Source organism: Acinetobacter sp. AYS6 (genome assembly GCF_025630795.1).
Classification (GTDB): Bacteria; Pseudomonadota; Gammaproteobacteria; order Pseudomonadales; family Moraxellaceae; genus Acinetobacter.
The window spans coordinates 33,588-58,584 of record NZ_JAOTNV010000010.1 but is presented as its reverse complement, the minus strand read 5'-3'; the positions used below and the strand labels follow the sequence as shown (position 1 = coordinate 58,584).

The window sequence follows — 24,997 nt, the reverse complement described above, 5'->3', positions numbered from 1 at the left end:
TTCTCATTTTAATTTGATAAAAATCATAAACTTAACTATTTTTTACTTTGCATTCATTTTTAAGATTGCCCATAATAGTTCTCATACGATAGGAGATTTATTATGCGTGGCAATCCAGAAGTCATAGACTATTTAAATATGCTCATTGGCGGAGAATTGGCTGCCCGTGATCAATATCTAATCCATTCTCGTATGTATGAAGATTGGGGCTTAAATAAAATTTATGAGCGTATTGATCATGAGATGCAAGAAGAAGCTTCTCATGCTGATGCGATCATTCGCCGTGTATTGTTTTTAGGTGCTAAGCCAAACATGCACCGTGAAGATATCAATGTTGGTACAGACGTTGTAACTTGTTTAAAAGCGGATTTGGCGCTTGAATATCATGTTCGTGAAAAGTTAGCGACAGGTATCAAACTTTGTGAAGAGAAGGGCGATTACATTAGCCGTGATATGTTACGCCAACAATTGTCAGATACTGAAGAAGACCATACATACTGGTTAGAAAAGCAATTACGTTTAATTGAGTTGATTGGCTTGCAAAACTATATTCAATCTCAAATTTAATAAAATGACCCAGTTTAAGCTGGGTTTTTTATGGGCTCATTTTAATAAAATCAACTCATCACTTAAATGTTAATTTTGTCAAATTGAACATATTCAAAGCCTTACTATATAAGGCTTTGGTAGTTACAAAAAAGTCAGAAAAATTGTATCACACCCCCTGTTTTTTTTATGAAATTGGATATAATTTCGCCAACAAAACCCTTGCCTAGAAATTAAATGAGGCAAGGGTTTTTCTATGGAAAATCGGTTGGTATGGATCGCCAATGATTTTATGGTGAGCTCGCGAAAATATGTTATTTACCAAACCTGCTGTTTTAGATACAGCTACTCTCTTAAGCACTCAGCGTCTTGCAACACGCCTCAGCTTTTTTAGCTTGGGCTTTGCTATATCTGCTTGGGCACCACTTATTCCTTATGTACAGCAACGCTTAAACCTCAATCACGCTGATTTTGGTTTGCTTTTGCTTTGTATGGGTATTGGCTCAATGATAGCGATGCCTACGACTGGTGCTTTAGTCAAGCGTTGGGGATGTCGGCCATTAATTGGGGTGGCATTGATGCTGTTAATGGTGTTATTACCTAGTCTCACGATGTGGAGCAGCATTGTAATGATGGCTGTAGCATTATTTGTGTTTGGGTCGGCAGCAGGCTGTCTTGGGGTAGCTATAAATTTACAGGCAGTAGTCGTTGAAAAACATAGCCTGCGAGCTCTCATGTCTAGCTTCCATGGAATGTGTAGTCTTGGTGGCTTAACTGGTGCCATGCTGGTGACTGCATTATTGGCAATCGGACTTTCTCCATTAATGAGTACTTTGTCTGTTGTCATGATTTTGCTTGTGATCGGTGGAATTGCGATTCCTCCTTGTTTAACGTCTTTTGAACAGGATGAAAAACCACATCAAGATACAACTCAAGCACCAAAAAAACTTTATCGACCTAATGGCATTATTCTACTTATTGGCATGATGTGTTTTATTGCCTTTTTATCGGAAGGTGCGGCAATGGATTGGGGTGGTATTTATTTAACAAGTAAGTATCAGCTTAATCCAGCCTTTGCGGGTCTGGCTTATACCTTTTTTGCTTTAAGCATGACGACTGGACGTTTTACCGGTCACCTCTTACTAAAGCAATGGGGTGAAAAAAATGTCGTAACTTATAGTGCGATTGGCGCAGCAATTGGTATGGTTGTTATTGTGACTGCACCCGTATGGGAAGTGGTGGTATTAGGCTATGCACTTTTAGGATTAGGCTGTTCTAATATTGTACCAGTGATGTTTTCTCGTGTGGGTCGACAAAATGATATGCCTAAAGCAGCAGCACTTTCTTTAGTCTCAACGATTGCCTATACAGGTTCATTAAGCGGGCCAGCTTTAATTGGTTTAATTGGTGAATGGGCTGGTTTAAGTACAGTTTTAACAGGTGTAGCGGTATTACTATTTATTATTGCTTTACTTAATCGTTTTACACTTGGAAAAACGAATTAATTTATTAAGGTTAAAAATAATCTAAAGAGCATCGAGAAGTTTAATTTCTCGATGCTCTTTTTTTTAGATTTATAAAACCTGATAAATAGATTGATAATTATCTTGTAATAAACGCTGAGATTTCATTAGCAAAGTTGGTGTTTTTTCCAAATCATCTAAGAAATCGTTTCGCCAATGGGTAAGATCAGATGTTGATAAACCCTCTATCAATTGTTGATAACGATTAATACGCTCAGCTTTAGACATTTCTAAAGCCATTTTTAAAGTATCAATCATGGCCGCTCTATCTTGCGGGTCAACAAGCAGGGCCTGAGTCATCTGCTCGGCAGCACCAGCATATTTAGATAAAATAAGTACTCCAGGATTCTCTGGATCTTGAGCTGCAATATATTCTTTAGCGACTAGATTCATACCATCACGTAGTGAACTAATCCAACAAATATCAGAGTGACGATAAATATGCATGAGATGATTGTGCTGAACTGGGTCATAGCAACAATCTACCGGTCTCCAATCTTCATGTGCAAACTCTTCATTAATCAATTCTAACTTAGTTTTAAAACGTTGGTATAAACGTTGATACGCTGCAATATCCGTACGTGACGGTGTCGCAACTTGCAAATGTCGAACTAAACCATGATATTCGGGATTGGTTTCTAAGAAGGTGGCAAATGCATTAAAACGCTCAAGTAAACCTTTTGAATAATCAATCCGGTCTACCCCAATAATCGTTTTTTGACGAGGTATGTCTTCAAAATTAAACACACAAGGGCTTGGTGCATCTTGTTGGGCTTGTTTTTGAATCATTTCTGGTTGAACGCCAATAGGGTACGATTTAATAAGTATTTGACGTTTTTTATAGCTAATACTGTCGCGGTGAATTTTCTGAGCTTCGAGTAAACTTAAACATGTTTGCATACACGCATTTTGATCAATCTGGGTTTGCAAGCCAATCACGTTATACTGGCTCAAGTCTTGAATTAACTCTCGAGCTACAGGAATTTTGCGCCAGATATTCAGACTAGCAAAAGGAATATGGAGAAAGAAACCAATTTTATTTTGCATGCCTAATTCACGGCAGTAACGGGCAACACTAAAAAAGTGATAATCGTGTACCCAAATGAGATCTTCAGGCTGAGCAAGCTGTTTTAACTTTTCAGCAAATAATCGATTGACCTTTTGATAGGTACTATATTCTTGTGCATCATATTCAATAAGATCTTCCCGGGCATGCATTGCTGGCCACAGAACCTTGTTGGCAAAACCACAATAATATTGTGCATATTGCTGATGAGTGAGAGGGCAGGTAATGTAGTCAATACCCTGAGAATAAGCCTGTTCAAATTCTGGTGCTTCGCTATCGGTAATCTGCTGGCCATTCCAGCCTAACCAAATACCATTGCTATCATTCAAAGCATCTTGTACAGCTACAGCAAGACCACCAGCTGAAGCTTTACCTGAAGGCATACTTATTCGATTTGATAATACGATTAATTTAGACATATTTTTTCTCCATTCTGATTTTGACTATTTTTGACATATAAGCTTTTTATTTTGTTTTGAAATAAAAAAAGAAAATTAGCGACGTTATCGATATCTTTTAATCTATATTTTGCTTGTGTTTCACCAAAACCCACTTTAATAGTGAGACCAGACTGCTGATTAATAAAAATAAAACCAGATTCATCAGTTAAATCATCTCCTATAAAAATAGGGAGTACTGAAGATAAATTAAGATGATTTAATATAGTTTGAATTGCTTTGCCCTTATCGGCTTGGTTTGGAATTAATTCAATAACAAACTTGCCTTTATTTATTTTTAATTGGGGATAATCAGTTTTGATTTTTTGCATAATATTAATGGCGTGACTTTCTAAGTTGGGATTTTCACGATAATGTAAAGCAATAGAATACTCTTTATCCTCAATTAGTAATTCAGGATATTTTTCACAAGATTTTATAATATCTTGTTTTAATTTTTTAAAATTAATCTGACTTAAATCTGGTCGAATATAATGATCTGTACTAAAATAAATATCTAAACCATGCAAGCCAGCAATAGGAACTTCAACAGGATACAGTAGCTTACTAGCTGTCACTACATTGCGGCCTGTAACAGCAATAACAGGTATATTTAATTTAATTATTTCTTTTATAGTTTCTAATGTAGTTTTTGGAATAAAACTCTGCTCAGGATTAATCTGAAATGGAGATAGAGTTCCATCAATATCCAAAAATAAACAGTAGTTTTTATCTAAAGGTAAAGTATTTATAATATCATTTGGTGTAACAAAATATGTATCTTTTTCTCTCCCATCAGATATTATACTTTGACTGTTCATATTAGCCTGCCCAATATTTTTTGATCAATAATTAATCTTCTAACATTAAAATGAATTGATGAGTCATTTTTTTTAATAAAAAAACATAAGTATTAACATTAATTACATTGCATAATGGATTTATAGGCGAAGTGTGGAGTATGTTGTTTTTTGATTGGCTTCAATGTTTAGTTAATTAAATTTTTGTATGTTTCCTATTAATAATGCAGGTCTTATTTATCAATATATTTCAGAATATTAAATGCTCATAAACACTTGATTTTAATCTGTGGAATTTAGTTTTTATATTGATTTTAAAAGATATTTTAAATTAATATTTATATATAAACTGTAAAAAACTGGCTCTGGACAAGCATATGAAGTTACAAAATAAAATTTTATTGATTACAGGTTGGGGTGTAGGAATTGAACCTTTGCAATCATTAAAATTGCATTTGCAACAGAAGGGTTGTGAAGTACAACTTACTAATATATTTGACATTTTGAATAATAGTGTCCAGAAACAGCTTCATTTATTAAATGATATTGATACTGTAATTGGATGGTCTTTAGGCGGGCAGTTAGCAACTCAATTAGTTGATTCTTTTTATAAGAGCACAGGCCTAACTAAAACTTTAATTACGCTCGCTTCGAATCCATGTTTTGTTGCTAATAGCACGTGGCAAACTGCAATGCCTGCTGATGTATTTGATCTATTTAAGCAATCCTTTTTGCAAAATCCCGAAGCGACCTTAAAACGCTTTTTTTATTTAATCACTCAAGGGTCAGCTCAAGCTAAACAAGATTGGCTAAATATGCAAAATATAGCAAACCCTCCTCCTTATGAGTTGTTATTACAAGGGTTAGAAATGTTAGAGCATTTAAACTTGGTAGAGAACTTAAAAAATTACTCTGGGCCACAGCTTCATTTATTTGCTGAACAAGATGGCGTCATTCCTTGCAAAATTGTAGAAAATTTTGAATATATCGCTACAGAAAAGATGAGATATAAATTACTAAATGACGCTACTCATGCTTTTCCCTACCTTCAAGTTGAACGAACAATTGAAGAAATCTGCCAATTTTTAACAATTCATCAGCAAAGTTAATAAGCTTTGATTGATATCGCAATTTTCTTTCATTCTTAACAGGTTTAACATGTGTTCAATGAAAGATTTGAACGCTGTAAAAGGGTAAATAGGATGACCGATAATTTTGATTTGGAACATATTTGGCATCCTTATACTTCAATGACCCAACCTTTACCGACATTTAAAGTTAAACGTGCGTATGGCGCGACTATTGAGTTAGATGATGGTAGGACTTTAATTGATGGTATGTCATCTTGGTGGTGTGCGATTCACGGTTATAACCACCCTGAACTCAATCAAGCAGTGTCAGACCAATTACAAAACATGTCCCATATCATGTTTGGTGGGTTAACCCATGATCCTGCCATTGAGTTAGGAAAAATTCTCTTAAAAATTACGCCGCCAACGCTCGATAAAATTTTTTATGCAGACTCAGGTTCTGTTGCAGTAGAAGTCGCTTTGAAAATGGCCGTGCAATTTTGGACAGCACAAGGTCAACCGCAAAAAACAAATTTTATTACAACGCGTTCTGGTTATCATGGAGATACATGGAATGCGATGTCTGTTTGTGATCCAGTCACAGGCATGCATCAGATTTTTGGTACAAGTTTACCAAACCGCATTTTTGTTGCGCCACCTCAGACCAAATTTCATGAAGATTGGAATCCAGAAGATATTGCAGAGTTAGAAAATGCAATTCAGAAAAATCATCAAAATTTAGCTGCACTGATTATTGAACCGATTGTACAAGGTGCAGGGGGCATGCGCTTTTATCATCCTGAATATTTACGTCAGGCCAAAGTGCTTTGTGAAAAATATAACCTGCTTTTAATTTTCGATGAAATTGCCACTGGTTTTGGCCGTACCGGTAAGCTTTTTGCGTGGGAACATGCACAAGTTGAGCCAGACATTATGTGCATAGGTAAAGGGTTAACAGGCGGCTATATGACTTTGTCTGCTACCTTAACAACAAAACATGTTGCAGAAACCATTAGTCGGGGTGAGGCTGGCGTCTTTATGCACGGCCCAACCTTTATGGCTAATCCATTGGCTTGTGCAGTTGCTTTAAAAAGTACTCAATTGCTAATTGAGCAAGATTGGCAAGCCAATATTGAGCGAATTGAGCAACAACTTACTCAATATTTAACACCGCTCAATCAGTTAGATTATGTTGCTGATGTGAGAGTGCTTGGTGCAATAGGTGTAGTTGAACTCATCTTTAATGTCGATATGAAAACTTTACAGAAACAGTTTGTCGATCGTGGAATCTGGATTCGTCCTTTTGGCAAGCTAGTGTATGTGATGCCTCCCTATGTAATCACGCATCAAGAGTTAAGCAATTTGCTTGAAGAGCTGGTTGAAGTTGTTAAAACGATGCAAGGAGTGCATTAAAATGTCATTGCTTGATCATTTTGCTACTCAATTGGATGAGTTAAAACAACAAGGTAATTTGAGACAATTTACTCAAAATGTGCAGCAGGACCGTTTTATTACGATTCAAAATAAAACGATGCTTAATCTGGCTTCAAACGATTATCTTGGCCTAGCTGCGGATGTAAAACTTCGTGAAGAATTTTTAGAAAGTTTTCCAATGGAGCGTAGCTATTTTAGTTCTTCATCATCACGTTTATTAACAGGTAATTTTGAAGAATATGAGCAATTAGAAAATAGCCTAAGCCAAGCATTTGGTGGTCGGGCGGCACTATTATTTAATAGTGGCTACCACATGAATATTGGTATTTTGCCAGCTGTTGCCGACAGTAAAACTTTAATTTTGGCTGATAAGCTAGTTCATGCGAGCATGATCGACGGTATACGTTTATCTGGTGCTCAATATGTACGTTATCGTCATAACGATTTACAGCACTTAGAACAACTTCTGCAAAAATATCACGATGATGACAAGATTGAACGAATTATCGTGGTGACTGAAAGTATTTTTAGTATGGATGGGGATGAAACGGATTTAGACGCTTTAGTGCAGCTCAAAAAACGTTTCGCTAAAACTATGTTGTATGTCGACGAAGCACATTCAATTGGTGTGCGTGGTCAGCAAGGTCTGGGATGTGCTGAACAATATAATGTCATTCAAGATATTGATTTTTTAGTTGGTACATTAGGTAAAGCATTGGCAGCAGTCGGTGGTTACATTATTTGCCATCCAATTATTAAAGACTATCTCATTAATAAAATGCGCCCGCTTATTTTTAGTACTGCACAACCGCCGATTGTTATGGCTTGGGCAAATTTTATATTCCAAAAAGTATTACAAGCTCAACCGCAACGTGAGCACTTAAAAAATATCAGCCGATATCTTCAACACGCTGTTGTGCAAAAGGGTTATGTGAGCCCATCAACCAGTCATATTATTCCAATTATTGTGGGAGAGAGCCAGGCTGCTATCGATAAGGCAAAACAAGTGCAGGAAAACGGTTTTTATGCCATGCCTGTGCGCCCACCAACTGTCCCTCAAAATAGTTCTCGTTTGCGTATTTCTTTAACGTCTATGGTGCAGCAACATGAACTTGAAGAATTGGTGAGTTTTCTGTGAGTTTGAATAAAAACTTGGTTGCCCAGCGTTTTGCTAAAGCAGGGCAAAGCTATGCAGAACATGCAATTGTTCAAAAACAAATTTGCCAAAATTTAACACGGTTACTCCAGCAGTTTTGCCCGACTACGATGTCACGTGTTTTTGAAATTGGTTGTGGTTCTGGCAATTTAACTCATCTTATTGCTGCATCTTTTCAAATTGAAGAATTGATTTTAAATGACCTATATGCAGATGTGCAGCAGCACTTTCCTCACCAAGAACATTTGAAATGGTTGATTGGTGATATTGAAACTTTACCGTTTCCCCATCAGCTCGATATGATTGTTTCAGGTTCGGCTTTGCAATGGATGCAGGATTTACCTCGCGTACTTCAACATTGTCATGCTGCTTTAAATGAAAAAGGCTGGTTATGTTTTTCAACTTTTGGACCAAAAAATTTAATCGAGATTAAAGAATTAACAGGTCAAGGTTTAAGTTATTGGTCTATTGAAAATTGGCATAGTGCCTTAACTCAGGCTGGTTTTGAGATTCTGCATTTGTCTGAGTCAGAAGCCCAGCTTTATTTCGATTCACCTAAAGCCGTATTGCAGCATTTAAAAGCAACAGGTGTGACTGCAACAGCACGTCATCGTTGGAACAAGCAGACTTTACAGCAGTTTTATCAAGATTATGAGCAGTTTAAGCATGCTGAGGGATATTCCTTAACATATCATCCAATCTATTGTATTGCCCGGAGAATTAAGTAAATGAGTGGTCAGATCTATTTTGTTAGCGGAATTGATACCGACATTGGTAAAACCTACGCTACAGGCGTTTTAGCAAAATTATGGACTGAGCAGGGTAAAAAAGTGATCACCCAAAAACTCATTCAAACGGGTAATGTTGATATTTCTGAAGATATTGAAAAGCATCGTGAAATTATGGGGCAGGGATGGTTTCAAGAAGATCACGATAAGCTCACCATGCCGGAAATTTTTAGTTATCCTGCTTCGCCTCATCTGGCAACCCGCCTCGATAACCGAGAAATTGACTTTCAAAAAATTGAAAATGCAACTCAAACATTAGCTGACCGTTTTGAGATTGTTTTACTCGAAGGTGCTGGCGGGTTAATGGTGCCATTAACTACAAGTTTACTTACCATTGATTATATTGCTCAGCACCAGTTCCCCGTTATTTTAGTGACATCGGGTCGATTAGGAAGTATTAACCATACTTTACTTAGTCTTGAAGCTCTCAAGTCTCGTGGGCTGAAATTGCAAGCCTTGGTATATAACTTAAAAGATGAGTCAAAAGATCCATTAATTTCTCAAGATACTTCAGATTATTTAAAAGATTATTTAGCAACTTATTTCCCTGAAGCTGAATGGATTGAGCTAGAAAAAATGGATTAATTTAAAATAGGCTATAAAAAAACCGCTCTTATAAGAGCGGTTTTTTTACATATTATTAAATATTTTAGAATTTCTTAGAACCACGGTTAAAACCAGTCGATTTACGTTGGTTACCCGTGTTAACAGGAGCTTCTTTTTCATCATCACGACGTTGTTGACGTAAGTAACCGCCACGACGAGCTGCCATTGGTTTTTCGGTCATACGGTCAGTACGACGTTTTGCCATACCAAATAAACCAGTACCTTGACGTGGCTTTAACTCAACAGATTTTGCTAGATTATCGATGTCAGTTTTATCGAGTTCCATCCAGCGGCCAGTACGTAATTCGCGTGGTAAAATAACTGTACCGTAGCGCGTACGCAATAAGCGGCTTACTTTAAGTTCTTGTGATTCAAAAATACGACGAACCTCACGGTTACGACCTTCTTTCACCACTACTTGATACCAGCGGTTAATACCTTCACCGCCAATTTCCGAGAAAGACTCAAATTTAGCTGGACCATCTTCAAGCTCTACGCCATTTATCATGTTTTGGCGTATTTTAGGAGTTACTTCACCCATCACTCGAACAGCATATTCACGTTCAATTTCATTTGATGGATGCATTAAACGGTTAGCAAGCTCACCATCATTTGTAAACAGTAATAAACCAGTACTGTTAATATCTAGACGACCTACCATAACCCAGCGGTCATTTGCAATTTGTGGTAAATGATCAAATACGGTTGGGCGTTTTTCAGGATCATTACGTGAACAGATTTCACCCTCAGGCTTATAGTAAATCAATACACGGCGACGAATTTCGTCTTCAATCTGAAACTGAACTTTACGGCCATCAATACGTAATTCATCGCCTGGTTCGATGCGCTCACCCACTTGGGCAACACGGCCGTTTACACTCACGCGTCCTGCGGCAATAACCTCTTCCATATATCGGCGGGAACCTAATCCGATTCGCGCTAATACTTTTTGCAATTTTTCACTCATGACAGCACAACCTTAGACATAATGATCAACAGTCCACCTCTTTATGATTTCGGTGCATTTGCATCGAGAGCCATAAAGGCTTCCTTGGCGTTCTGTAGGGGAGGCAATTGGCCTAGCGAAGCTAGACCAAAAGCATTCAGAAACTGAGGCGTTGTAATTAGCAACGCAGGTCTTCCGGGTAAATCTCTAAAACCAGCTTCTTTAATCCAGTTCCAGTCAAATAGTGTTCTAAGAATCTGACTATTATTAGACACACCACGAATTTGTTCAATATCAGCGCGGGTAACCGGTTGATGATAGGCAATAACGGCCAGTGTTTCCAGTAAAGAAGGCGACAGTTTTGTTGGTCGCTCTGGCCAAATTTGCGCAATAATACTACGATATTTAGATCTTACCTGAAAGCGAAACCCTTGCGCTGTTTCAATCAATTCAATAGATCTGCCATGTTGTAATAGCGCGAGCTGTTGTAAAAGTTGACGAAGCTGTTGTTTATTATATTGATTATTAAATGCTTCTTTTAAACGGGCAATTGAAACGGGTGCTTCGCTGGCAAAAATAATTGCTTCAAGTTGTAATAAAACTTCGTGATGAATGTCAGCTAATGACAAATCCGTATTATTTTGTTCAAAACTCATATTGCAGATCCTTGAATTGCTAAAGGAGCTTCAATACCAGAGGCAATAATTTTAACTCTTTGTTGTCGGGTTAATTCTAAAACAGCCATAAATGTAACAACCATTCCCATGCGACCTTGCAGGGGATTGAGTAATTCTTTAAAACTTAACACGTCACCAGACTCTAATTTCTCTTCAATATATGCAATGCGTTCTTCGAGTAATACAGGTTCTTGAGCCACGACATGAGTCACAGGTTCTGGACGGTTAAATACACAGAACAATGCATCATGTAATGCTGAGATATCATAGCCCTCATAAATAGGAGCGATATGACCTAAGCTTACATTGGCACTGAATGTATCACGCTCAAGAATTGGCATTTGACCTAAACGCTCAGCCGCTTGCTTAATACGTAAATAGGTTTCAAGTCGATCAATAAGTTCCTGTTTAGGATCTTTTTCAATACTTATAGTGGTGGGCTTTGGTAAAAGTAGGCGAGACTTTAAATCGGCTAATAACGCTGCCATCACCATATAATCAGCTGTTAGCTCAATATTTAAGGACTTCATACTATCCATATAGGTTAAATATTGAGTTGCTATAGGAGCAATATCGACTTGAATTAAATCAAAACCGTTTTTTTGAATCAGATAAATTAAAAAATCTAGTGGACCTTCAAACTGTTCGAGCAAAATCTCAAATGCAGCTGGAGGTATATAGAGATCTTCAGGAATCTTGTCATGCCACTCATCTAAAACACGGATGTGTGGAGCGTCTTCCATGGATTGATGAAGTGATTGATTCATTACGATTATAAGCCACGCGAATTTTCAAAAGCATGAGACTTGTTATTCAAGTCAAAGAGAGCTGTAAATAGAAGAACAGCAGATAGTGGAAATCATTCTAAATGAATTGTGTCTTTTAATAAATTACTTAACGACTAAAGTGTAAAAAAAATCCAAAATAAATAAAGAGTATTTTTTTAAGTGATAATACTTTTTTTAAAACTATTGGTAAAAAATGTAAGTGCTTATTCAAAAGCACTTACATCGCCAATGCCACGACGGATAATTTCAGGATGTTCACCCGATAAGTCGACAATACTTGTGCTTGTTAAAGTACCGAAACCACCGTCAATGAATACATCAATTCGTTTATCTAACTGATTTTCTATGTCATATGGGTCATCTAGAGGGTCTTCTTGACCTGGTAAAATTAATGTACTGGTGAGTAAGGGTTCACCAAGTTCTTTTAATAAAGCCTGACAAATTGGGTTACTTGGAATACGTAAGCCAATGGTTTTCTTTTTAGGATGCATTAACCTACGCGGAACTTCACTGGTAGCAGGTAAAATAAAAGTCGTAATGGCTGGGGTATTTGCTTTTAATAAACGATAAGTTGCATTATCAACTTTTGCATAAGTTGCAATATCAGATAAATCACAGCACATAATTGCATATTGGTGCTTCGGCCCTAAACCGCGAATCTGTGCAATACGTTCCATAGCATTTTTATTACCGATCTGACAGCCAATTGCGTAGGCAGCATCGGTAGGGTAAACCACAACATCTCCGGCACGAATGCGTTCAACCGCTTGGCTAATGAGGCGTTGCTGTGGATTTTCAGGATGTACATGTAAATGCATCATATTTTAGATACTCCATCACGCCAGTTTTAAAATAATTATTAGGCTTTTTAAATAACCTATGCAAGTAGTTAACGTGGTTTTATTGTCAATTAATCAAGGAGTTCACGTTTAAATTCATTTAATTGTAACGGTGTACCCGAACGTGTACATTGGCAAATCAAACCAATAAATGCTGCTGCATCACGTGGCAACTTGGCTTCGCGTGAAAAGTAACGTTGTACTTGAGCATAAACATTATCTTTAAATATTTTGCCATCTCCGCTATCACCTGTCAGGTTATCCAGAGAGACTCTAAATTTTCTACCAAAAGACTGTGCAAACAACCATTCAATAGCCTGCGGCTTAATTTCTACTTGTTCAAATAGACTTTGCTGTTCTTGAGTACGGCCATCCGGAGCATACCAATATCCAAGATCAGGCATTAGGCGACGTTTTTCACCAGCAATCGACCAATGGCTGATTTCATGCAAGGCGCTGTTCAAAAAACCATGGGCGAATTGGATTCTAGCTGGACCCTGATTTGTTGCCGGGAAATATTCTGGTTCAAAATCTCCACGAACTAATGTCACATTATGGTGGGAAAACCAGTGATTAAAGTGTAAAATAAGCCAATCGACTTGCTCAGACTCCGATTTTGAGCTTGACCATGGTGAGAGTTGCACTATGTCAGGTACAAGAGAGTTCTGATGAGTTGAATGGGTGCAAACGAGTAATGAAGTGTTAACTTCAGGTTGCGGCTGCAACAGGTGCATTGCTTAATTTACCCCGAGTTCTGTCTAAAGAAGTGCAAAATTGTATCTTAATCTTTGACAGAGTACCGATGAATTTGTAGAATTGCCGCCTTAATTATGTCAGCAAATACCTTTCCGGCACAGATTGAGCCGTTTAAATGGGCTGAACAAGGCTTTACATGGTCAGGTCAACTGCCCTTGTCTCGCTTTGCTCGTATCGCTCGTGAAGCTGTTGGATCAATTGATAATCAATTGATTAACATAGACTGTAAGCTATCAATGGATGCATATCATCGCATTGTGTGGATGGATGGTCATATGGACACGATAGTTCCAATGGAGTGCCAACGTTGTTTGGAACCTGTTGAAATGCCTCTTGTCTTGGACTTTCATATTGCATTAATGGATGATGAGTCACTGATAGAGCGCTTGGATGAGGATGCTGATTTCATCGTTTTAGGTGAAAGTGAGTCTTCGACGAAAGGCGATTATGATACGCCAGCCTCGATTAACTTGCTCGCATTACTAGAAGATGAACTGTTATTGTTGGTGCCTTTATCTCCCAAGCATGATGCTTGTGAAAATAAACATCAACCTACCATTCAAAATGTTGTTGAAGAAAAACGGGATAATCCGTTTGATGTTTTGGCAGGTTTGAAGGGTAAACTTAACTCATAATTTGTGATATAATTGTGAGATAAGACAACTGAATTTGTTCTGATCCATTTTTTCGATCTTTGTAAGGAGCCATCATGGCCGTTCAGCAAAACCGTAAAAGTCGCTCTCGCCGTGACATGCGCCGTTCACATGACGCTTTAACCGAGAATGCATTAACAGTAGACCAAGCAACTGGTGAAACTCATCGTCGTCACCACGTGACTAAAGACGGTTTCTACCGTGGTCGTCAATTATTCGCTAAAGCAGCTGATGCTGAATAATTGTATGATATGCATTAAGCGTGATGCTTAAGTATAGAAAAAATGGGAGCGAAAGCTCCCTTTTTTTGTTGTTTTTCGCAATTATAAAAATATAAATAACATGTTAAATTTCCGCTCCAGAAATGAGTGAAAACCCAAAAAAGGATTTCTTATGTCTGCTAAACGTCTTGAACAAGTAGCTTTAGCCACAAAAACTGCGTTTGTGTTTCCGGGGCAAGGATCACAAAAAGTCGGTATGCTTGCTGAACTAGCAGAACAGTTTAGTGGGGTTGGTCAAACCTTTGCTGAAGCTTCGGATGCACTTGGATTCGATCTATGGCATATTGCGCAAAGTGGCGAAGGACTCAACCAAACAGAAAATACCCAACCTGTGTTATTAACTGCCAGTATCGCTCTATGGCGTGTATGGCTTGATTTAGGTGGTCTGGCACCTAAATACCTTGCAGGGCATTCTCTAGGTGAATACAGCGCTTTGGTTGCTGCTGGATCTATGAGCTTGGCAGATGCAGTGAAACTCGTGAATTTGCGTGGTAAACTCATGCAAAACGCTGTTCCTCAAGGGGAAGGAGCTATGGCTGCAATCCTTGGTTTAGCCGATGAAAAAGTGGTTGAACTTTGCCAAATCGTAAATGCAGAAGGCCAAGGTTCAGTAGAAGCTGCAAACTATAATTCACAAGGTCAAGTCGTGATTGCTGGAAGTACAGCATCTGTACAACAAGTGATGGCTTTGGCAAAAGAGCAGTCTGCTAAGGCAATTGCTTTACCTGTGTCGGTTCCATCGCATTGTTCATTGATGAAACCTGCTGCTGAAAAATTTGCAGAAGCTTTGGAACAAACTGCCATTGAGCTGCCTACCATTCCTGTAATACAAAATGTCAACGCGGGAATAGCTACCGATGTTGCTCAATTGCGTCAGGCGTTAACTGCTCAATTGTACCAGTCTGTACAATGGACAGATACGATGCAGTTTTTACAAGACCAAGGTATTCACTACGTTGTTGAGTGTGGCCCTGGTACAGTATTGAGTAATCTCGCGAAGCGTTTACCAAATATAGAAAAAGCTTTTGCTATTGATAGCAAGAGTAAAATGGAAGATGCCCTAAATGCTGTTTTAGTGGCAGAAGGAAAAATTGCATGACACAAGAACGCAAAGTTGCATTAGTAACGGGCGCGAGTCGGGGCATTGGCGCTGCAATTGCCCAGCAACTTATTCAAGACGGTTATTTTGTTGTAGGTACTGCGACATCTGAATCTGGCGCACAAAAGTTAAGTGAAAGCTTTGGTGAGCAAGGGGCAGGTTTAGCTCTCGATGTGCGTAATCTCGATGAGATTGAAGCAGTCGTTTCTCATATTGAACAGAACTATGGCCCTGTGCTTGTTTTGGTTAATAATGCAGGTATCACGAAAGACAATTTATTGCTACGCATGTCAGAAGATGATTGGGATGATATTCTCAACATTCACCTCAAAGCTGTATATCGTTTATCTAAACGTGTGCTTAAAGGTATGACAAAAGCGCGCTTTGGCCGCATTATTAATATTAGTTCTGTTGTTGCACACTTTGCAAACCCAGGTCAAGCGAACTACTCTGCTGCAAAAGCAGGTATTGAAGCGTTTAGCCGTAGTCTTGCAAAAGAGATGGGTAGCCGCCAAATCACTGTGAACAGTGTGGCACCAGGTTTCATTGCAACAGAAATGACAGATGCACTTAGTGAAGACATTCGCAAAAAAATGAGTGATCAAGTGGCTTTGAATCGCTTAGGTGAGCCACAAGATATCGCAAATGCGGTGAGTTTCCTTGCAAGTGATAAAGCAGGTTACATTACCGGTACGGTATTACATGTAAATGGTGGTTTATACATGGCCTAAGGCTGATGTATAAACTTTTAAAAATTTTTATATTCAATTAAACTAGTGGCAAATCAAACGCCACGAGCAATGAGGAGAATTCCTGTGAGCGATATCGAACTACGCGTTAAACAAGCGGTTGCAGAACAACTTGGTCTTAAAGCTGAAGAAATTAAAAACGAAGCATCTTTTATGGATGACTTAGGTGCTGACTCTTTAGATTTAGTTGAACTTGTAATGTCTTTCGAAAACGACTTCGACATCACTATCCCTGATGAAGATTCTAACGAAATCACTACTGTTCAATCTGCAATTGACTATGTAACTAAAAAACTTGGTTAATTCGCATATTGCTGAATAAAAAGAAGGCCACCGTAAGGTGGCTTTTTTTATTTGAGAAAAAAATTAAGAGATACATATTTTTACAAGATCAACCTTAATTGATAGCAGAGGTATCACTTTTTTGAAGTATAACAATAAAGGTCAGTTTAATGACTTTACTATAAACAATAATATGAGGACTAAAAGATGGGTCTTTTTGATTTTGTAAAAGGTATTGGTAAGAAAAATACCGCACCAGCAGAACCACAACCAGCTCCAGCAACACCAGCAGAACCATCTGCACAAGAAATTGCAAATAAATTATTAGGTTTAATTAAGAGTTTAGGCCTAGGGGTAGAAGGTTTATCTGTTACCTATAACGGTTCAAATGATACTGCAATCATTAAAGGACAGGTAAAAAGCCAAGCAGACAAAGAGAAAATTATTCTTATTGTTGGGAATATTGATCATGTGGCACACGTAGATGACCAGATGACTGTTGCGACTCCTGAACCAGAAAGCAAATTTTATACAGTGAAATCTGGCGACAACCTTTCAAAAATCGCGAAAGAAGTTTATGGGGATGCAAATCAGTATCCAAAAATCTTTGAAGCAAATAAACCAATGCTAAAAGATCCTGATGAGATTTTCCCAGGACAAGTTTTACGTATTCCTCAATAATTGAAGCTAATAAAAAAGGCGCTTTGAGCGCCTTTTTTTCTTTTTAAAATCTTTTTGGTATTTTTTGCCCATTTGGTACCGGAGTCTCGGCATTTTTTAAAACCCCAAATAACCATGTTTCAGCATGCTGTACAGCAATTTTTAAAGAATCACCTAAAGCTAAACGACCAGCAATAAAACTAGCTAAAGAACATCCTGAACCGTGATACTCACCCTCCAAGCGGGGGCAACTACTACTCGCCGCAAGTTCACCATTAATATATAAACTATTTTTAATATGATTTGGTGTATCTTCATGCCCACCTTTGACTAATACAGCTTTAGCACCCATTTCGAAAAGTTTCTGGGTCGCTTGTTCTAAGTTTTCGATTCCTGTTAGAGCACGTAATTCGACTGTATTTGGAGTAATAACAGTGGCTAGGGGAATAAGCTCAACGAAAGCTTTGACAAGAGTTGCTTGATCACCTAATGAACCACCACTGTTTGCCACCAACACTGGGTCGAGTACATATTGATAGTCAGGATGTGCACGAAGAAATTCCGCTAGAGCAGCAATGTTATCTGTAGTGCCGAGCATGCCTGACTTAACGCATTTAATCGGTAAATCACCTACTACGGCATTTGCTTGGGCTAATAATAGTTCTTTTGAGGTTGCTTCAAAGCCAAATACTTGTTGTGAGTTTTGAATGGTAAGAGCTGTACATGCAATTGCTGCATGAGCACCACTTTGTCCAATCGCTTCAATATCAGCTTGTAAACCTGCACCACCTGAAGGGTCTAAACCCGAGAAACAAAGTACGGTTGGACGCACGGTTATTTCCTTTTCAATTTAAATTTACGTTAGTATAAGAGAGTTTGATTAAACTCTCGACCAATTGAATTAAATACTTTACTGGGTTAGTGATTGAATGGCTATAAAACATATTTTGATTGATTTAGATGGAACCTTAACAGACCCAAAAGTAGGTATCCATACTTCAATTCGCTATGCAATGGATAAGTTGGGCTTTCCATTAGCTGCCGATTTAAATATTGACTGGACAATTGGCCCCCCATTAAAAGCATCATTAGCAAAACTTCTCGATACGCAAGATGATGCTTTAGCTGAACAAGCTTTACTTGCTTATCGTGAGCGGTTTTCAGTTACGGGCTTATTTGAAAATGAAGTATATCCATCGGTTGCCCAAACACTTAATGCATTGAAAGAAGAGGGGTATCGTTTATTCGTTGCAACTGCTAAACCAACGATTTATGCAAAACGTATCCTAGATCATTTTGACTTAAGTCAATATTTTGTACATATTTATGGCAGTGAGTTGACAGGTGAGCGGACTAATAAAGCTGACCTTATCCATTATATTTTGGAACATGAGCAACTAAACCCAGAAGAATGTTTAATGGTGGGTGACCGTCAATATGATGTTTTAGGTGCACGTCATAATGGTATTGAGGCGGTAGCTGTGACTTATGGTTATGGAACAGCAGAGGAACTTGCTCAAGCACAGCCAAAAGCAATGATTAATCAATTCTCTGAACTCTTGGACTATGTTGAAGAAATGGCAGCACAAAAGAAAGTTTCTTAAATATAAGTAAGTTTTAATTTAAAGGTTTGGCTTTGATATAAAGCCAAACCTTTTTTTATTTAAACACCGTGCTGTTGGCGGTATTGAACAAGTTCTTCAATGGTAATCACGGTTAAGTGATGAGTTTGCGCATAAGCCAAAACTTGAATACCTGATGCCATAGTACCGTCTGGGTTAGTTAATTCGCATAACACGCCAGCAGGTTTAAGCCCAGCTAGTCTTGCTAGATCAATTGTTCCCTCGGTATGTCCTCGGCGAGTAAGTACTCCACCATTACGTGCACGTAAAGGAAAAACATGGCCAGGACGGTTAAGATCGCTTGGGACAGCACCATCTTTAATTGCAGTTTGAATGGTAGTAACACGGTCTTTAGCAGAAACACCTGTGGTAACACCTTGAGCTGCTTCTATTGTTACTGTGAAAGCAGTATGAAACTGGCTTGAGTTTTGAGAAACCATTGGTGGAAGTTCTAGATGATCTGCTAACTCTTCTGTAAGGCATAAACATACGATGCCTGAGCCATCACGAATCATACGTGCCATTGTTTCTACTGTTAAAGTTTCGGCTGCAACAATGAGATCTGCTTCATTTTCACGGTCGAAGTCATCCATAACCAAGACAGGTTTGCCTTGACGGATATCTTCTAATGCTTGTTGAATGCGTTGCTCAGCAGGAGAGAGGGCTGAGAAAAAAAGTTCTGGTTGAATTAAGCTAGACATAATGAAACGCTCTCGTAAAAATACGGTTGAACATTTCAGGACTGATGTAAAAACAGGCTGTTACTGAAATAAAACGGATTTATCCCAGTTCGTCGTCTTCTTTCATCCGGACTATACCGTCGGCTTTGGAGTTTCACCAAATCTGCTCAAATTACACAATTTAAGCTCGTGGGCTTGTTAATTTATCAATAAAAATTAACTTTACCACCGGTGGGGAATTACACCCCGCCCTGAAGCGATGGGTTTTATTATAACGCGCTTGATAAAATTGGCTAGATGCTTTTATAGAATGCTAAGTTTCTTTAAGAATAAGTATTTTCGCAAACAGAAATAGGCTTTTTAACAAGAGCTTACTTGTTGATATGAAAATGGAATGCTATGTTTTTTATAGAAAATTATAAATAAAATAGGTGTTTCATGCAGATAAGAGATGATTATCCCCTTAGGAATACTTTATTTATTCAGCATCTCCATATTTTCAGTTATGTATTTATGGCTGTCAGTATTCTTTATTTAATTGCTGCTAACTGGTTAATGCTGCCAGACAGCATTCAGCTAGTCATCCCTCCACTTATATTAGTTGTGACAGCATGGATCAGCGTAAAAGATACCTTAAGTGAAGGAGTTAGGCAGACTTTACATGGTGTTTGCGGTTTGATGATAGGCCTAAGTTTGGCTGTAATCGGGCAGGTCTATCAAACAGGTGCAGACAGCTATTTGCTTTTCTTACTTTGGACATTACTTTTACTACCGTGGTTATATCGCCCCAATATTGGAATTTTTACTTTAATTTGTATTACCAGTCAACTTACACTCTTTTTATTTTTTAAGCAGACTTTTTGGTCAGAAAAATTTCCTTATTTATATCTATTTGCTCTAAATTTATTAAGCCTTGTCGAATTTTGGGTATGTATAAAGAAGTATCGTGCTTTAAGATTTGTCTTTATCGCATGGTTTGCTGTTATTTCAATCATTGGAATGATTCAATATCTATCGAATGAAAATATTGCTTATCTGATCTCTGCTTTCTTTTTAGGGATAATTGCTTTTTATTATTTCTTCAAAAAAAATGATCAGCTATGTGCCAGTTTAATGGCTGCTGTTCTCGGGGTGACAGCTACAATATGGCTGGTAGATGGAATTAATAACTTATTCAAAGATTCTAATGAGTTCATTTTTTTATTGATTGCTGGCATTATTTTTATTTGGTTTGCGTTGATTAGCTATCTTTTAATAAAAATTTTTCGTCAAAGCCGTTTTTATATCATTCCATTGGCAATTGGTGCTTGGCTTGCAGGTTTAGCGCTTGCTGCTTTTACGCTGGTATTTTGGGAGGCTATTTCTTTAGTCATTGGAATTATTTTTGTAGGATTAGCTACTGTTCTTTTAAAGAAATCACAAAGCTATTTCTTTCGACAATTTGCCTATTGTTTATTTATTAGTGGACAGTCTGCTTTCCTATTTCATCTCGGTTCAGAAACAGATCGAATTCTATGGGTTTTAATTGCACAGATTTTTATTCTGTGTATTAGTTATTTTCTTAAACTACATTGGTTCTTTATTTTAATTCAAATGCTTGCCACATATGGCATCGCTTTTATCTATTTGCTACAACTGGATCATTCATTGTGGTCAATACATTCTAATCAAACTTATTTAAATTTAACTTTGCTCAATTATTTGGTTTTTAGTTTGGTGCTCTTACCTAAGAAGGGATCAATAGCTCTATATGAGCGTAGTATTTTTTTATGTGTGCTTGTAGTAATTCTAGTAGCTTCTTTTTTCGATACTTTTATGGGGCTAGCCCTAGATAATTCGGTGGACCAGAAGTTAGGGGTATTCTATCTGTTACCTAGTCTTTGGTTATTATGCTTTAGTTCTTTTTATTTATATAAACAACTTAAAGGAGCAGCATTTTTTGCCTTTTTAACTTTTGGCATATTACTTATTGCATTGGGATATTTTGAAATTTTTATCCTGTTGATTATTTTAACGTGGACGTTAAAAAAGAAAGACCATGTGGTTTATGGAGTTAGCTTAGCAGTATTTGTTTTTGTATTCTGGCAGCTTTATTACAATCTACAAATAAATTTTCTAGCTAAGAGCGCATCTATTTTTATTTCTGGTGTTGTTCTATTGGCTCTGTCTTGGTTACTTCACCGCGAAAATAAAAATGATCTTGTTGAAGGAGAGAAAGAATGAAGAAGTATTTTTCTCTTATTCTTGCATTAGCCACCATATTATTTTTTGCGGCGTTAGTAGTGAAGAATGAATGGCATTTGCAACATAGTAAAAGTATTTTCATTGAGCTTAAACCAGTTGACCCCCGCTCAATTTTACAAGGTGACTATATGGCACTGGCTTATGAATTAAATTTACAATCACTTAAAGCTCTTGCAGGAAGTGAGAGTAAGGCTCTAGATCAGGTAATTTTTAATCATTCTTCTGTTCCAGCAAAAGTTATTTTGGATTCGCAAAATCGAGTAGTCCGCACAATTTTAGATGCTAACAATTCATTTACTGGGCAAAATTTAATTTTAAAAAATCCTGAAAATCGTTTACAGGCTTTATATCCAGCTTCAAGAAGTTTCTTATTTGCAGAAGGTCTAGCTCAATGCTATCAGAAAGCAAAATATGCTGAATTTAAGGTAAATCCTGAAGGAGAAGCGATCTTGTTTAATTTACGAGGAGAAAAGCTTCAATCATTAAATTGCGAAAAACAAAAGAGTTGGTGGGAAGGAGCTATTAAAGATTTATAAAATTATAAAAGCCCGTCAATGCGGGCTTTTTTATTCTTAGAATAAGTTAAGCAACTTGGACAGGAATACAATTCGCTGTATGGTTGACTGTATTATTTGGATTCGCATAGACCAAACGTGGTTTATGAATATTTGCTTCAGCTTCAGTAAAATCACCAAATGTAGCAATAATCACTAAATCACCAACGTCTGCTTGATGTGCAGCACCGCCGTTTACCGAAATAATTCCAGAGTTATCTTCACCACGAATCGCATAGGTTGTGAAGCGTTTGCCATTGGTTACATTCCAAACATGAATTTCTTCATATTCACGAATACCAGCTAAGTCCATCAATACGCCATCAATTGCACAAGAACCTTCATAGTGAAGTTCAGCATGGGTTACAACTGCACGGTGAATTTTGCATTTTAATAAACGAGATAGCATGGCTAGCGTCTCCTGAGTAGACCTAAGATTAAGATCTTATGATGAAATCTATAGCTTTTGCTGTTGGCAAAGTGGCTGATGCGCATTTTGCTCCTAAAAAAGCAAGATAGCAAGCTTGATTGTTCAACAATTTAAGTGGGTTTATATGCATTGATTTGATTCATGGCCTGTGGAACTTGACCTTGAACAAGTAGTTTCACTTTAGAAAGGGCATGATCAATTGCTGCATCCATCAGACTTTGTTCACTACTTGGTGCTTTACCAAGTACATGACCTGAAACTCTTTCTTTCGAGCCAGGATGTCCGATACCAATACGTAAACGATGAAAATTTGGACCAATATGAGGGACAATGTCACGTAAACCATTATGACCACCATGCCCTCCGCCTGTTTTTAGACGAATTACACCAGGGTTCATATCAAGTTCATCATGAGCAATCAAAATTGCTTCGGGAGCAATTTGATAAAATTTCGCAAATGGAACTACACTTTGTCCAGAACGGTTCATAAATGTAGTGGGTAGAAGTAGACGGACATCGTGTCCTTCTATATTACCACGTCCACTGATTCCGTGAAATTTCGGATCATTTTTTAATGTAATGCCATATTTATTAGCAAGCTGTTCAATGAACCAAAAACCTGCATTATGACGGGTTTGGGCATATTCTGAACCAGGATTGCCCAAACCAACAATTAGCGAAATATTTGACACTAATCTACGCCTTTTAACACTTATGCGCGTTTAAAGTCAGCGTGCATAGGAGTGTTTTTTGCTGGGTGACGTTGTAACGCTTGGATTTTAACGTTTTCAACTTTGTCGCCCACTTTGATTTCTACAACTTCTTCAAAGAATGCTTTGTTTTCTAAAGCTTTTACAAGCTCACGAAGTTCTAAAGTAACACTTACAGGCTCAGCTTCGCCACCATAGATGATAGCTGGAATTAAAGCTTCACGACGAAGGCGGCGGCTCGCACCTTTCCCTTGCTTGTCTTCAGCACGCGCTTGAGCGTTTAATACGAAGTTTGACATGAGTAAATCCTCATTAAAGTTAAATAGACTAAACTTGCGACCAGTTTAGTGATAGAAAACCCCAGCCAAGGCCAGGGTTAAGAAAAGCTGCAATATTATAAACTATCGAACATCGCACTGATAGACTCTTCGTTATTAATACGACGAATCGTTTCAGCAACCATGCTAGCAACAGAAACCTGACGGATTTTGCCCAAGGTTAGTGCTTCTTCAGAAAGAGGAATGGTGTCAGTAACAACCAATTCATCAATAACTGAATTACGTAAGTTTTCAATAGCCTTACCTGAAAGTACAGGATGAGTTGCATATGCAACTACACGGCGTGCACCAAATTGCTTAAGCGCATCAGCTGCTTTACACAATGTACCAGCAGTATCCACCATGTCATCTACGATAACGCAATCACGATCTTTCACGTCACCAATTAAGTGCATAACTTGCGACTCATTGGCTTTTTGACGACGTTTATCAATGATTGCTAAATCGATGTCACCCATCTGTTTAGCAACGGCACGAGCACGTACTACGCCACCAACGTCAGGAGAAACCACCATAAGGTTATCATGCTGTTGTTGACGTAAGTCAGCAAGTAAAGCAGGAGTACCATAGATGTTGTCGACTGGAATATCGAAGAAACCCTGAATTTGGTCAGCATGTAAGTCAATCATTACGACACGATCAATACCAACAGTGGTAAGCATGTCTGCAACAACTTTAGCTGTAATCGGCACACGTGCAGAACGTGGGCGACGGTCTTGGCGAGCATAACCAAAATAAGGGATAACTGCGGTAATACGACCAGCACTTGCACGACGCAAAGCATCTGCCATAACCAAGATTTCCATAAGGTTATCATTGGTAGGGGCACAAGTAGGCTGAACGATAAATACGTCTTTGCCACGAACATTTTCAGTAATTTCTACTGAAATTTCTCCATCAGAAAAGTGACCGACTGATGCAGCACCTAGAGGGATATGTAAGTGACTTACGACTTTTTGAGCGAACTGTGGATGAGCATTTCCACTAAAAACGACAAGATTGGGCATGAAGCACCCTTGGCGGTTGGTATGTAATTAAATAGATGGCAGGGGCGGCTGGATTCGAACCAACGGATGCCGAGATCAAAACCCGGTGCCTTACCACTTGGCGACGCCCCTAATGCGGCAGAACTTTAATATTTTTGCAATGCAATGTCAAGATTAATCAACAAAAAGCATAGCAATTAAGTCTGTCTTTAAAATAAGAGAATGGCAGGGGCGGCTGGATTCGAACCAACGGATGCCGAGATCAAAACCCGGTGCC

The 24,997-nt window shown here is 38.0% G+C and carries 29 protein-coding genes, 1 tRNA gene and 1 riboswitch; of the genes, 16 read left to right on the top strand and 14 right to left on the bottom strand.

Annotated features, from left to right (window positions below; translation table 11 throughout):
• Positions 1 to 102: 102 nt before the first annotated feature.
• On the top strand, positions 103 to 567 hold the full coding sequence (gene bfr / locus OD757_RS16030; RefSeq protein ID WP_004794241.1) for a bacterioferritin: 465 nt from the start codon (positions 103 to 105) through the stop codon (positions 565 to 567).
• A gap of 290 nt (positions 568 to 857) precedes the next feature.
• A complete protein-coding gene (locus tag OD757_RS16025; protein WP_263032471.1) occupies positions 858 to 2,051 on the top strand; it encodes an MFS transporter in 1,194 nt (397 codons plus the stop codon).
• A 69-nt stretch (positions 2,052 to 2,120) separates the two neighbouring features.
• On the opposite strand, the gene OD757_RS16020 is transcribed toward OD757_RS16025, so the two are convergent.
• Both OD757_RS16020 and otsB read right to left on the bottom strand, forming a co-directional pair.
• Positions 2,121 to 3,554 (bottom strand): trehalose-6-phosphate synthase, encoded by a 1,434-nt coding sequence (locus tag OD757_RS16020; RefSeq protein WP_263032470.1) that lies wholly within the window; start codon positions 3,552 to 3,554, stop codon positions 2,121 to 2,123.
• Complete coding sequence (otsB, locus tag OD757_RS16015; protein ID WP_263032469.1) at positions 3,542 to 4,393, bottom strand: trehalose-phosphatase; 852 nt, start codon at positions 4,391 to 4,393, stop codon at positions 3,542 to 3,544. Before otsB ends, OD757_RS16020 begins: the two co-directional genes overlap by 13 nt.
• Before the next feature lie 356 nt (positions 4,394 to 4,749).
• Here otsB and OD757_RS16010 point away from each other — a divergent pair, with 356 nt between their 5' ends.
• From OD757_RS16010 to bioD, 5 genes are all read left to right on the top strand, one after another.
• A complete protein-coding gene (locus OD757_RS16010; RefSeq protein ID WP_009393962.1) occupies positions 4,750 to 5,481 on the top strand; it encodes an alpha/beta hydrolase in 732 nt (243 codons plus the stop codon).
• Between the two features lie 93 nt (positions 5,482 to 5,574).
• Positions 5,575 to 6,855 (top strand): adenosylmethionine--8-amino-7-oxononanoate transaminase, encoded by a 1,281-nt coding sequence (gene bioA, locus OD757_RS16005; protein WP_263032468.1) that lies wholly within the window; start codon positions 5,575 to 5,577, stop codon positions 6,853 to 6,855.
• A 1-nt stretch (position 6,856) separates the two neighbouring features.
• Positions 6,857 to 8,014, top strand: a complete 1,158-nt coding sequence (locus OD757_RS16000; RefSeq protein ID WP_263032467.1) for an 8-amino-7-oxononanoate synthase — start codon at positions 6,857 to 6,859, stop codon at positions 8,012 to 8,014.
• Positions 8,011 to 8,760, top strand: coding sequence for a malonyl-ACP O-methyltransferase BioC (bioC, locus tag OD757_RS15995; RefSeq protein WP_263032466.1), 750 nt, complete (start codon positions 8,011 to 8,013; stop codon positions 8,758 to 8,760). The genes OD757_RS16000 and bioC overlap by 4 nt, the downstream gene beginning before the upstream one ends.
• Complete coding sequence (bioD, locus tag OD757_RS15990; RefSeq protein WP_263032465.1) at positions 8,761 to 9,405, top strand: dethiobiotin synthase; 645 nt, start codon at positions 8,761 to 8,763, stop codon at positions 9,403 to 9,405.
• 64 nt (positions 9,406 to 9,469) lie between these two features.
• Here bioD and rluB read toward each other — a convergent pair whose 3' ends face one another.
• The 5 genes from rluB to OD757_RS15965 form a co-directional block, all read right to left on the bottom strand.
• Entirely contained in the window at positions 9,470 to 10,393 is a 924-nt protein-coding gene (rluB, locus tag OD757_RS15985; RefSeq protein ID WP_009393918.1) for a 23S rRNA pseudouridine(2605) synthase RluB, read from the bottom strand.
• Positions 10,394 to 10,434: 41 nt separating this feature from the next.
• Entirely contained in the window at positions 10,435 to 11,028 is a 594-nt protein-coding gene (gene scpB, locus OD757_RS15980) for an SMC-Scp complex subunit ScpB (protein WP_004794223.1), read from the bottom strand.
• Positions 11,025 to 11,816, bottom strand: coding sequence for a segregation and condensation protein A (locus tag OD757_RS15975; protein WP_009393917.1), 792 nt, complete (start codon positions 11,814 to 11,816; stop codon positions 11,025 to 11,027). Before OD757_RS15975 ends, scpB begins: the two co-directional genes overlap by 4 nt.
• 224 nt (positions 11,817 to 12,040) lie before the next feature.
• Positions 12,041 to 12,658: an L-threonylcarbamoyladenylate synthase gene (locus OD757_RS15970; protein WP_003653356.1), complete on the bottom strand. Its 618-nt coding sequence runs from the start codon at positions 12,656 to 12,658 to the stop codon at positions 12,041 to 12,043.
• A gap of 89 nt (positions 12,659 to 12,747) precedes the next feature.
• On the bottom strand, positions 12,748 to 13,410 hold the full coding sequence (locus OD757_RS15965) for an elongation factor P hydroxylase (RefSeq protein WP_263032464.1): 663 nt from the start codon (positions 13,408 to 13,410) through the stop codon (positions 12,748 to 12,750).
• Between the two features lie 96 nt (positions 13,411 to 13,506).
• On the opposite strand from OD757_RS15965, the gene OD757_RS15960 reads away from it, so the two are divergent.
• The 6 genes from OD757_RS15960 (at position 13,507) to lysM (ending at position 17,177) form a co-directional block, all read left to right on the top strand.
• Complete coding sequence (locus OD757_RS15960) at positions 13,507 to 14,067, top strand: YceD family protein (RefSeq protein ID WP_009393966.1); 561 nt, start codon at positions 13,507 to 13,509, stop codon at positions 14,065 to 14,067.
• A gap of 74 nt (positions 14,068 to 14,141) precedes the next feature.
• Entirely contained in the window at positions 14,142 to 14,327 is a 186-nt protein-coding gene (gene rpmF, locus OD757_RS15955) for a 50S ribosomal protein L32 (protein ID WP_000290730.1), read from the top strand.
• A gap of 151 nt (positions 14,328 to 14,478) precedes the next feature.
• A complete protein-coding gene (fabD, locus tag OD757_RS15950; RefSeq protein ID WP_009393944.1) occupies positions 14,479 to 15,465 on the top strand; it encodes an ACP S-malonyltransferase in 987 nt (328 codons plus the stop codon).
• Positions 15,462 to 16,196 carry a 3-oxoacyl-ACP reductase FabG gene (gene fabG, locus OD757_RS15945; RefSeq protein WP_004794212.1) on the top strand — a complete coding sequence of 245 codons (735 nt, stop codon included), beginning with the start codon at positions 15,462 to 15,464 and terminating at the stop codon, positions 16,194 to 16,196. The genes fabD and fabG overlap by 4 nt, the downstream gene beginning before the upstream one ends.
• Positions 16,197 to 16,280: 84 nt before the next feature.
• Positions 16,281 to 16,517, top strand: a complete 237-nt coding sequence (acpP, locus tag OD757_RS15940; RefSeq protein ID WP_004641570.1) for an acyl carrier protein — start codon at positions 16,281 to 16,283, stop codon at positions 16,515 to 16,517.
• A gap of 186 nt (positions 16,518 to 16,703) precedes the next feature.
• Entirely contained in the window at positions 16,704 to 17,177 is a 474-nt protein-coding gene (gene lysM / locus OD757_RS15935) for a peptidoglycan-binding protein LysM (RefSeq protein ID WP_009393958.1), read from the top strand.
• A gap of 43 nt (positions 17,178 to 17,220) precedes the next feature.
• Here lysM and OD757_RS15930 read toward each other — a convergent pair whose 3' ends face one another.
• The gene (locus OD757_RS15930) at positions 17,221 to 17,988 is read right to left on the bottom strand and encodes a hydroxymethylpyrimidine/phosphomethylpyrimidine kinase (RefSeq protein ID WP_263032463.1); all 768 of its coding nucleotides are present in this window, start codon (positions 17,986 to 17,988) and stop codon (positions 17,221 to 17,223) included.
• A gap of 97 nt (positions 17,989 to 18,085) precedes the next feature.
• Between OD757_RS15930 and OD757_RS15925 the strand changes: the two genes are divergently transcribed.
• Entirely contained in the window at positions 18,086 to 18,760 is a 675-nt protein-coding gene (locus tag OD757_RS15925; RefSeq protein ID WP_263032462.1) for an HAD-IA family hydrolase, read from the top strand.
• Between the two features lie 59 nt (positions 18,761 to 18,819).
• Here OD757_RS15925 and ribB read toward each other — a convergent pair whose 3' ends face one another.
• A complete protein-coding gene (ribB, locus tag OD757_RS15920; protein WP_151767212.1) occupies positions 18,820 to 19,479 on the bottom strand; it encodes a 3,4-dihydroxy-2-butanone-4-phosphate synthase in 660 nt (219 codons plus the stop codon).
• Between the two features lie 90 nt (positions 19,480 to 19,569).
• Positions 19,570 to 19,720, bottom strand: a riboswitch (FMN riboswitch).
• 176 nt (positions 19,721 to 19,896) lie between these two features.
• On the opposite strand from ribB, the gene OD757_RS15915 reads away from it, so the two are divergent.
• Together OD757_RS15915 and OD757_RS15910 are read left to right on the top strand one after the other, a co-directional pair.
• The gene (locus OD757_RS15915) at positions 19,897 to 21,681 is read left to right on the top strand and encodes a DUF2157 domain-containing protein (protein WP_263032461.1); all 1,785 of its coding nucleotides are present in this window, start codon (positions 19,897 to 19,899) and stop codon (positions 21,679 to 21,681) included.
• The gene (locus OD757_RS15910; RefSeq protein ID WP_263032460.1) at positions 21,678 to 22,238 is read left to right on the top strand and encodes a GDYXXLXY domain-containing protein; all 561 of its coding nucleotides are present in this window, start codon (positions 21,678 to 21,680) and stop codon (positions 22,236 to 22,238) included. The genes OD757_RS15915 and OD757_RS15910 overlap by 4 nt, the downstream gene beginning before the upstream one ends.
• 46 nt (positions 22,239 to 22,284) lie before the next feature.
• On the opposite strand, the gene panD is transcribed toward OD757_RS15910, so the two are convergent.
• The 5 genes from panD to OD757_RS15885 form a co-directional block, all read right to left on the bottom strand.
• Positions 22,285 to 22,665 (bottom strand): aspartate 1-decarboxylase, encoded by a 381-nt coding sequence (gene panD, locus OD757_RS15905; RefSeq protein WP_002120296.1) that lies wholly within the window; start codon positions 22,663 to 22,665, stop codon positions 22,285 to 22,287.
• A 131-nt stretch (positions 22,666 to 22,796) separates the two neighbouring features.
• Positions 22,797 to 23,378 (bottom strand): aminoacyl-tRNA hydrolase, encoded by a 582-nt coding sequence (gene pth, locus OD757_RS15900; protein WP_003653332.1) that lies wholly within the window; start codon positions 23,376 to 23,378, stop codon positions 22,797 to 22,799.
• A 20-nt stretch (positions 23,379 to 23,398) separates the two neighbouring features.
• Positions 23,399 to 23,695 carry a 50S ribosomal protein L25 gene (gene rplY, locus OD757_RS15895; protein ID WP_009393890.1) on the bottom strand — a complete coding sequence of 99 codons (297 nt, stop codon included), beginning with the start codon at positions 23,693 to 23,695 and terminating at the stop codon, positions 23,399 to 23,401.
• A 95-nt stretch (positions 23,696 to 23,790) separates the two neighbouring features.
• Entirely contained in the window at positions 23,791 to 24,741 is a 951-nt protein-coding gene (locus OD757_RS15890; protein WP_002120445.1) for a ribose-phosphate pyrophosphokinase, read from the bottom strand.
• A gap of 36 nt (positions 24,742 to 24,777) precedes the next feature.
• Positions 24,778 to 24,852: transfer RNA gene (locus OD757_RS15885), tRNA-Gln, on the bottom strand.
• Positions 24,853 to 24,997: the final 145 nt, after the last annotated feature.

What these genes read in the sequence shown, in the direction of transcription:
- bfr (WP_004794241.1), top strand. Translation starts at nt 103, where the DNA reads ATGCGTGGCAATCCAGAAGTCATAGACTATTTAAATATGCTCATTGGC.
- OD757_RS16025 (WP_263032471.1), top strand. Translation starts at nt 858, where the DNA reads ATGTTATTTACCAAACCTGCTGTTTTAGATACAGCTACTCTCTTAAGC.
- OD757_RS16020 (WP_263032470.1), bottom strand. Translation starts at nt 3,554, where the DNA reads ATGTCTAAATTAATCGTATTATCAAATCGAATAAGTATGCCTTCAGGT.
- otsB (WP_263032469.1), bottom strand. Translation starts at nt 4,393, where the DNA reads ATGAACAGTCAAAGTATAATATCTGATGGGAGAGAAAAAGATACATAT.
- OD757_RS16010 (WP_009393962.1), top strand. Translation starts at nt 4,750, where the DNA reads ATGAAGTTACAAAATAAAATTTTATTGATTACAGGTTGGGGTGTAGGA.
- bioA (WP_263032468.1), top strand. Translation starts at nt 5,575, where the DNA reads ATGACCGATAATTTTGATTTGGAACATATTTGGCATCCTTATACTTCA.
- OD757_RS16000 (WP_263032467.1), top strand. Translation starts at nt 6,857, where the DNA reads ATGTCATTGCTTGATCATTTTGCTACTCAATTGGATGAGTTAAAACAA.
- bioD (WP_263032465.1), top strand. Translation starts at nt 8,761, where the DNA reads ATGAGTGGTCAGATCTATTTTGTTAGCGGAATTGATACCGACATTGGT.
- rluB (WP_009393918.1), bottom strand. Translation starts at nt 10,393, where the DNA reads ATGAGTGAAAAATTGCAAAAAGTATTAGCGCGAATCGGATTAGGTTCC.
- scpB (WP_004794223.1), bottom strand. Translation starts at nt 11,028, where the DNA reads ATGAGTTTTGAACAAAATAATACGGATTTGTCATTAGCTGACATTCAT.
- OD757_RS15975 (WP_009393917.1), bottom strand. Translation starts at nt 11,816, where the DNA reads ATGAATCAATCACTTCATCAATCCATGGAAGACGCTCCACACATCCGT.
- OD757_RS15970 (WP_003653356.1), bottom strand. Translation starts at nt 12,658, where the DNA reads ATGATGCATTTACATGTACATCCTGAAAATCCACAGCAACGCCTCATT.
- OD757_RS15965 (WP_263032464.1), bottom strand. Translation starts at nt 13,410, where the DNA reads ATGCACCTGTTGCAGCCGCAACCTGAAGTTAACACTTCATTACTCGTT.
- OD757_RS15960 (WP_009393966.1), top strand. Translation starts at nt 13,507, where the DNA reads ATGTCAGCAAATACCTTTCCGGCACAGATTGAGCCGTTTAAATGGGCT.
- rpmF (WP_000290730.1), top strand. Translation starts at nt 14,142, where the DNA reads ATGGCCGTTCAGCAAAACCGTAAAAGTCGCTCTCGCCGTGACATGCGC.
- fabD (WP_009393944.1), top strand. Translation starts at nt 14,479, where the DNA reads ATGTCTGCTAAACGTCTTGAACAAGTAGCTTTAGCCACAAAAACTGCG.
- fabG (WP_004794212.1), top strand. Translation starts at nt 15,462, where the DNA reads ATGACACAAGAACGCAAAGTTGCATTAGTAACGGGCGCGAGTCGGGGC.
- lysM (WP_009393958.1), top strand. Translation starts at nt 16,704, where the DNA reads ATGGGTCTTTTTGATTTTGTAAAAGGTATTGGTAAGAAAAATACCGCA.
- OD757_RS15925 (WP_263032462.1), top strand. Translation starts at nt 18,086, where the DNA reads ATGGCTATAAAACATATTTTGATTGATTTAGATGGAACCTTAACAGAC.
- ribB (WP_151767212.1), bottom strand. Translation starts at nt 19,479, where the DNA reads ATGTCTAGCTTAATTCAACCAGAACTTTTTTTCTCAGCCCTCTCTCCT.
- OD757_RS15915 (WP_263032461.1), top strand. Translation starts at nt 19,897, where the DNA reads ATGCAGATAAGAGATGATTATCCCCTTAGGAATACTTTATTTATTCAG.
- OD757_RS15910 (WP_263032460.1), top strand. Translation starts at nt 21,678, where the DNA reads ATGAAGAAGTATTTTTCTCTTATTCTTGCATTAGCCACCATATTATTT.
- panD (WP_002120296.1), bottom strand. Translation starts at nt 22,665, where the DNA reads ATGCTATCTCGTTTATTAAAATGCAAAATTCACCGTGCAGTTGTAACC.
- rplY (WP_009393890.1), bottom strand. Translation starts at nt 23,695, where the DNA reads ATGTCAAACTTCGTATTAAACGCTCAAGCGCGTGCTGAAGACAAGCAA.
- OD757_RS15890 (WP_002120445.1), bottom strand. Translation starts at nt 24,741, where the DNA reads ATGCCCAATCTTGTCGTTTTTAGTGGAAATGCTCATCCACAGTTCGCT.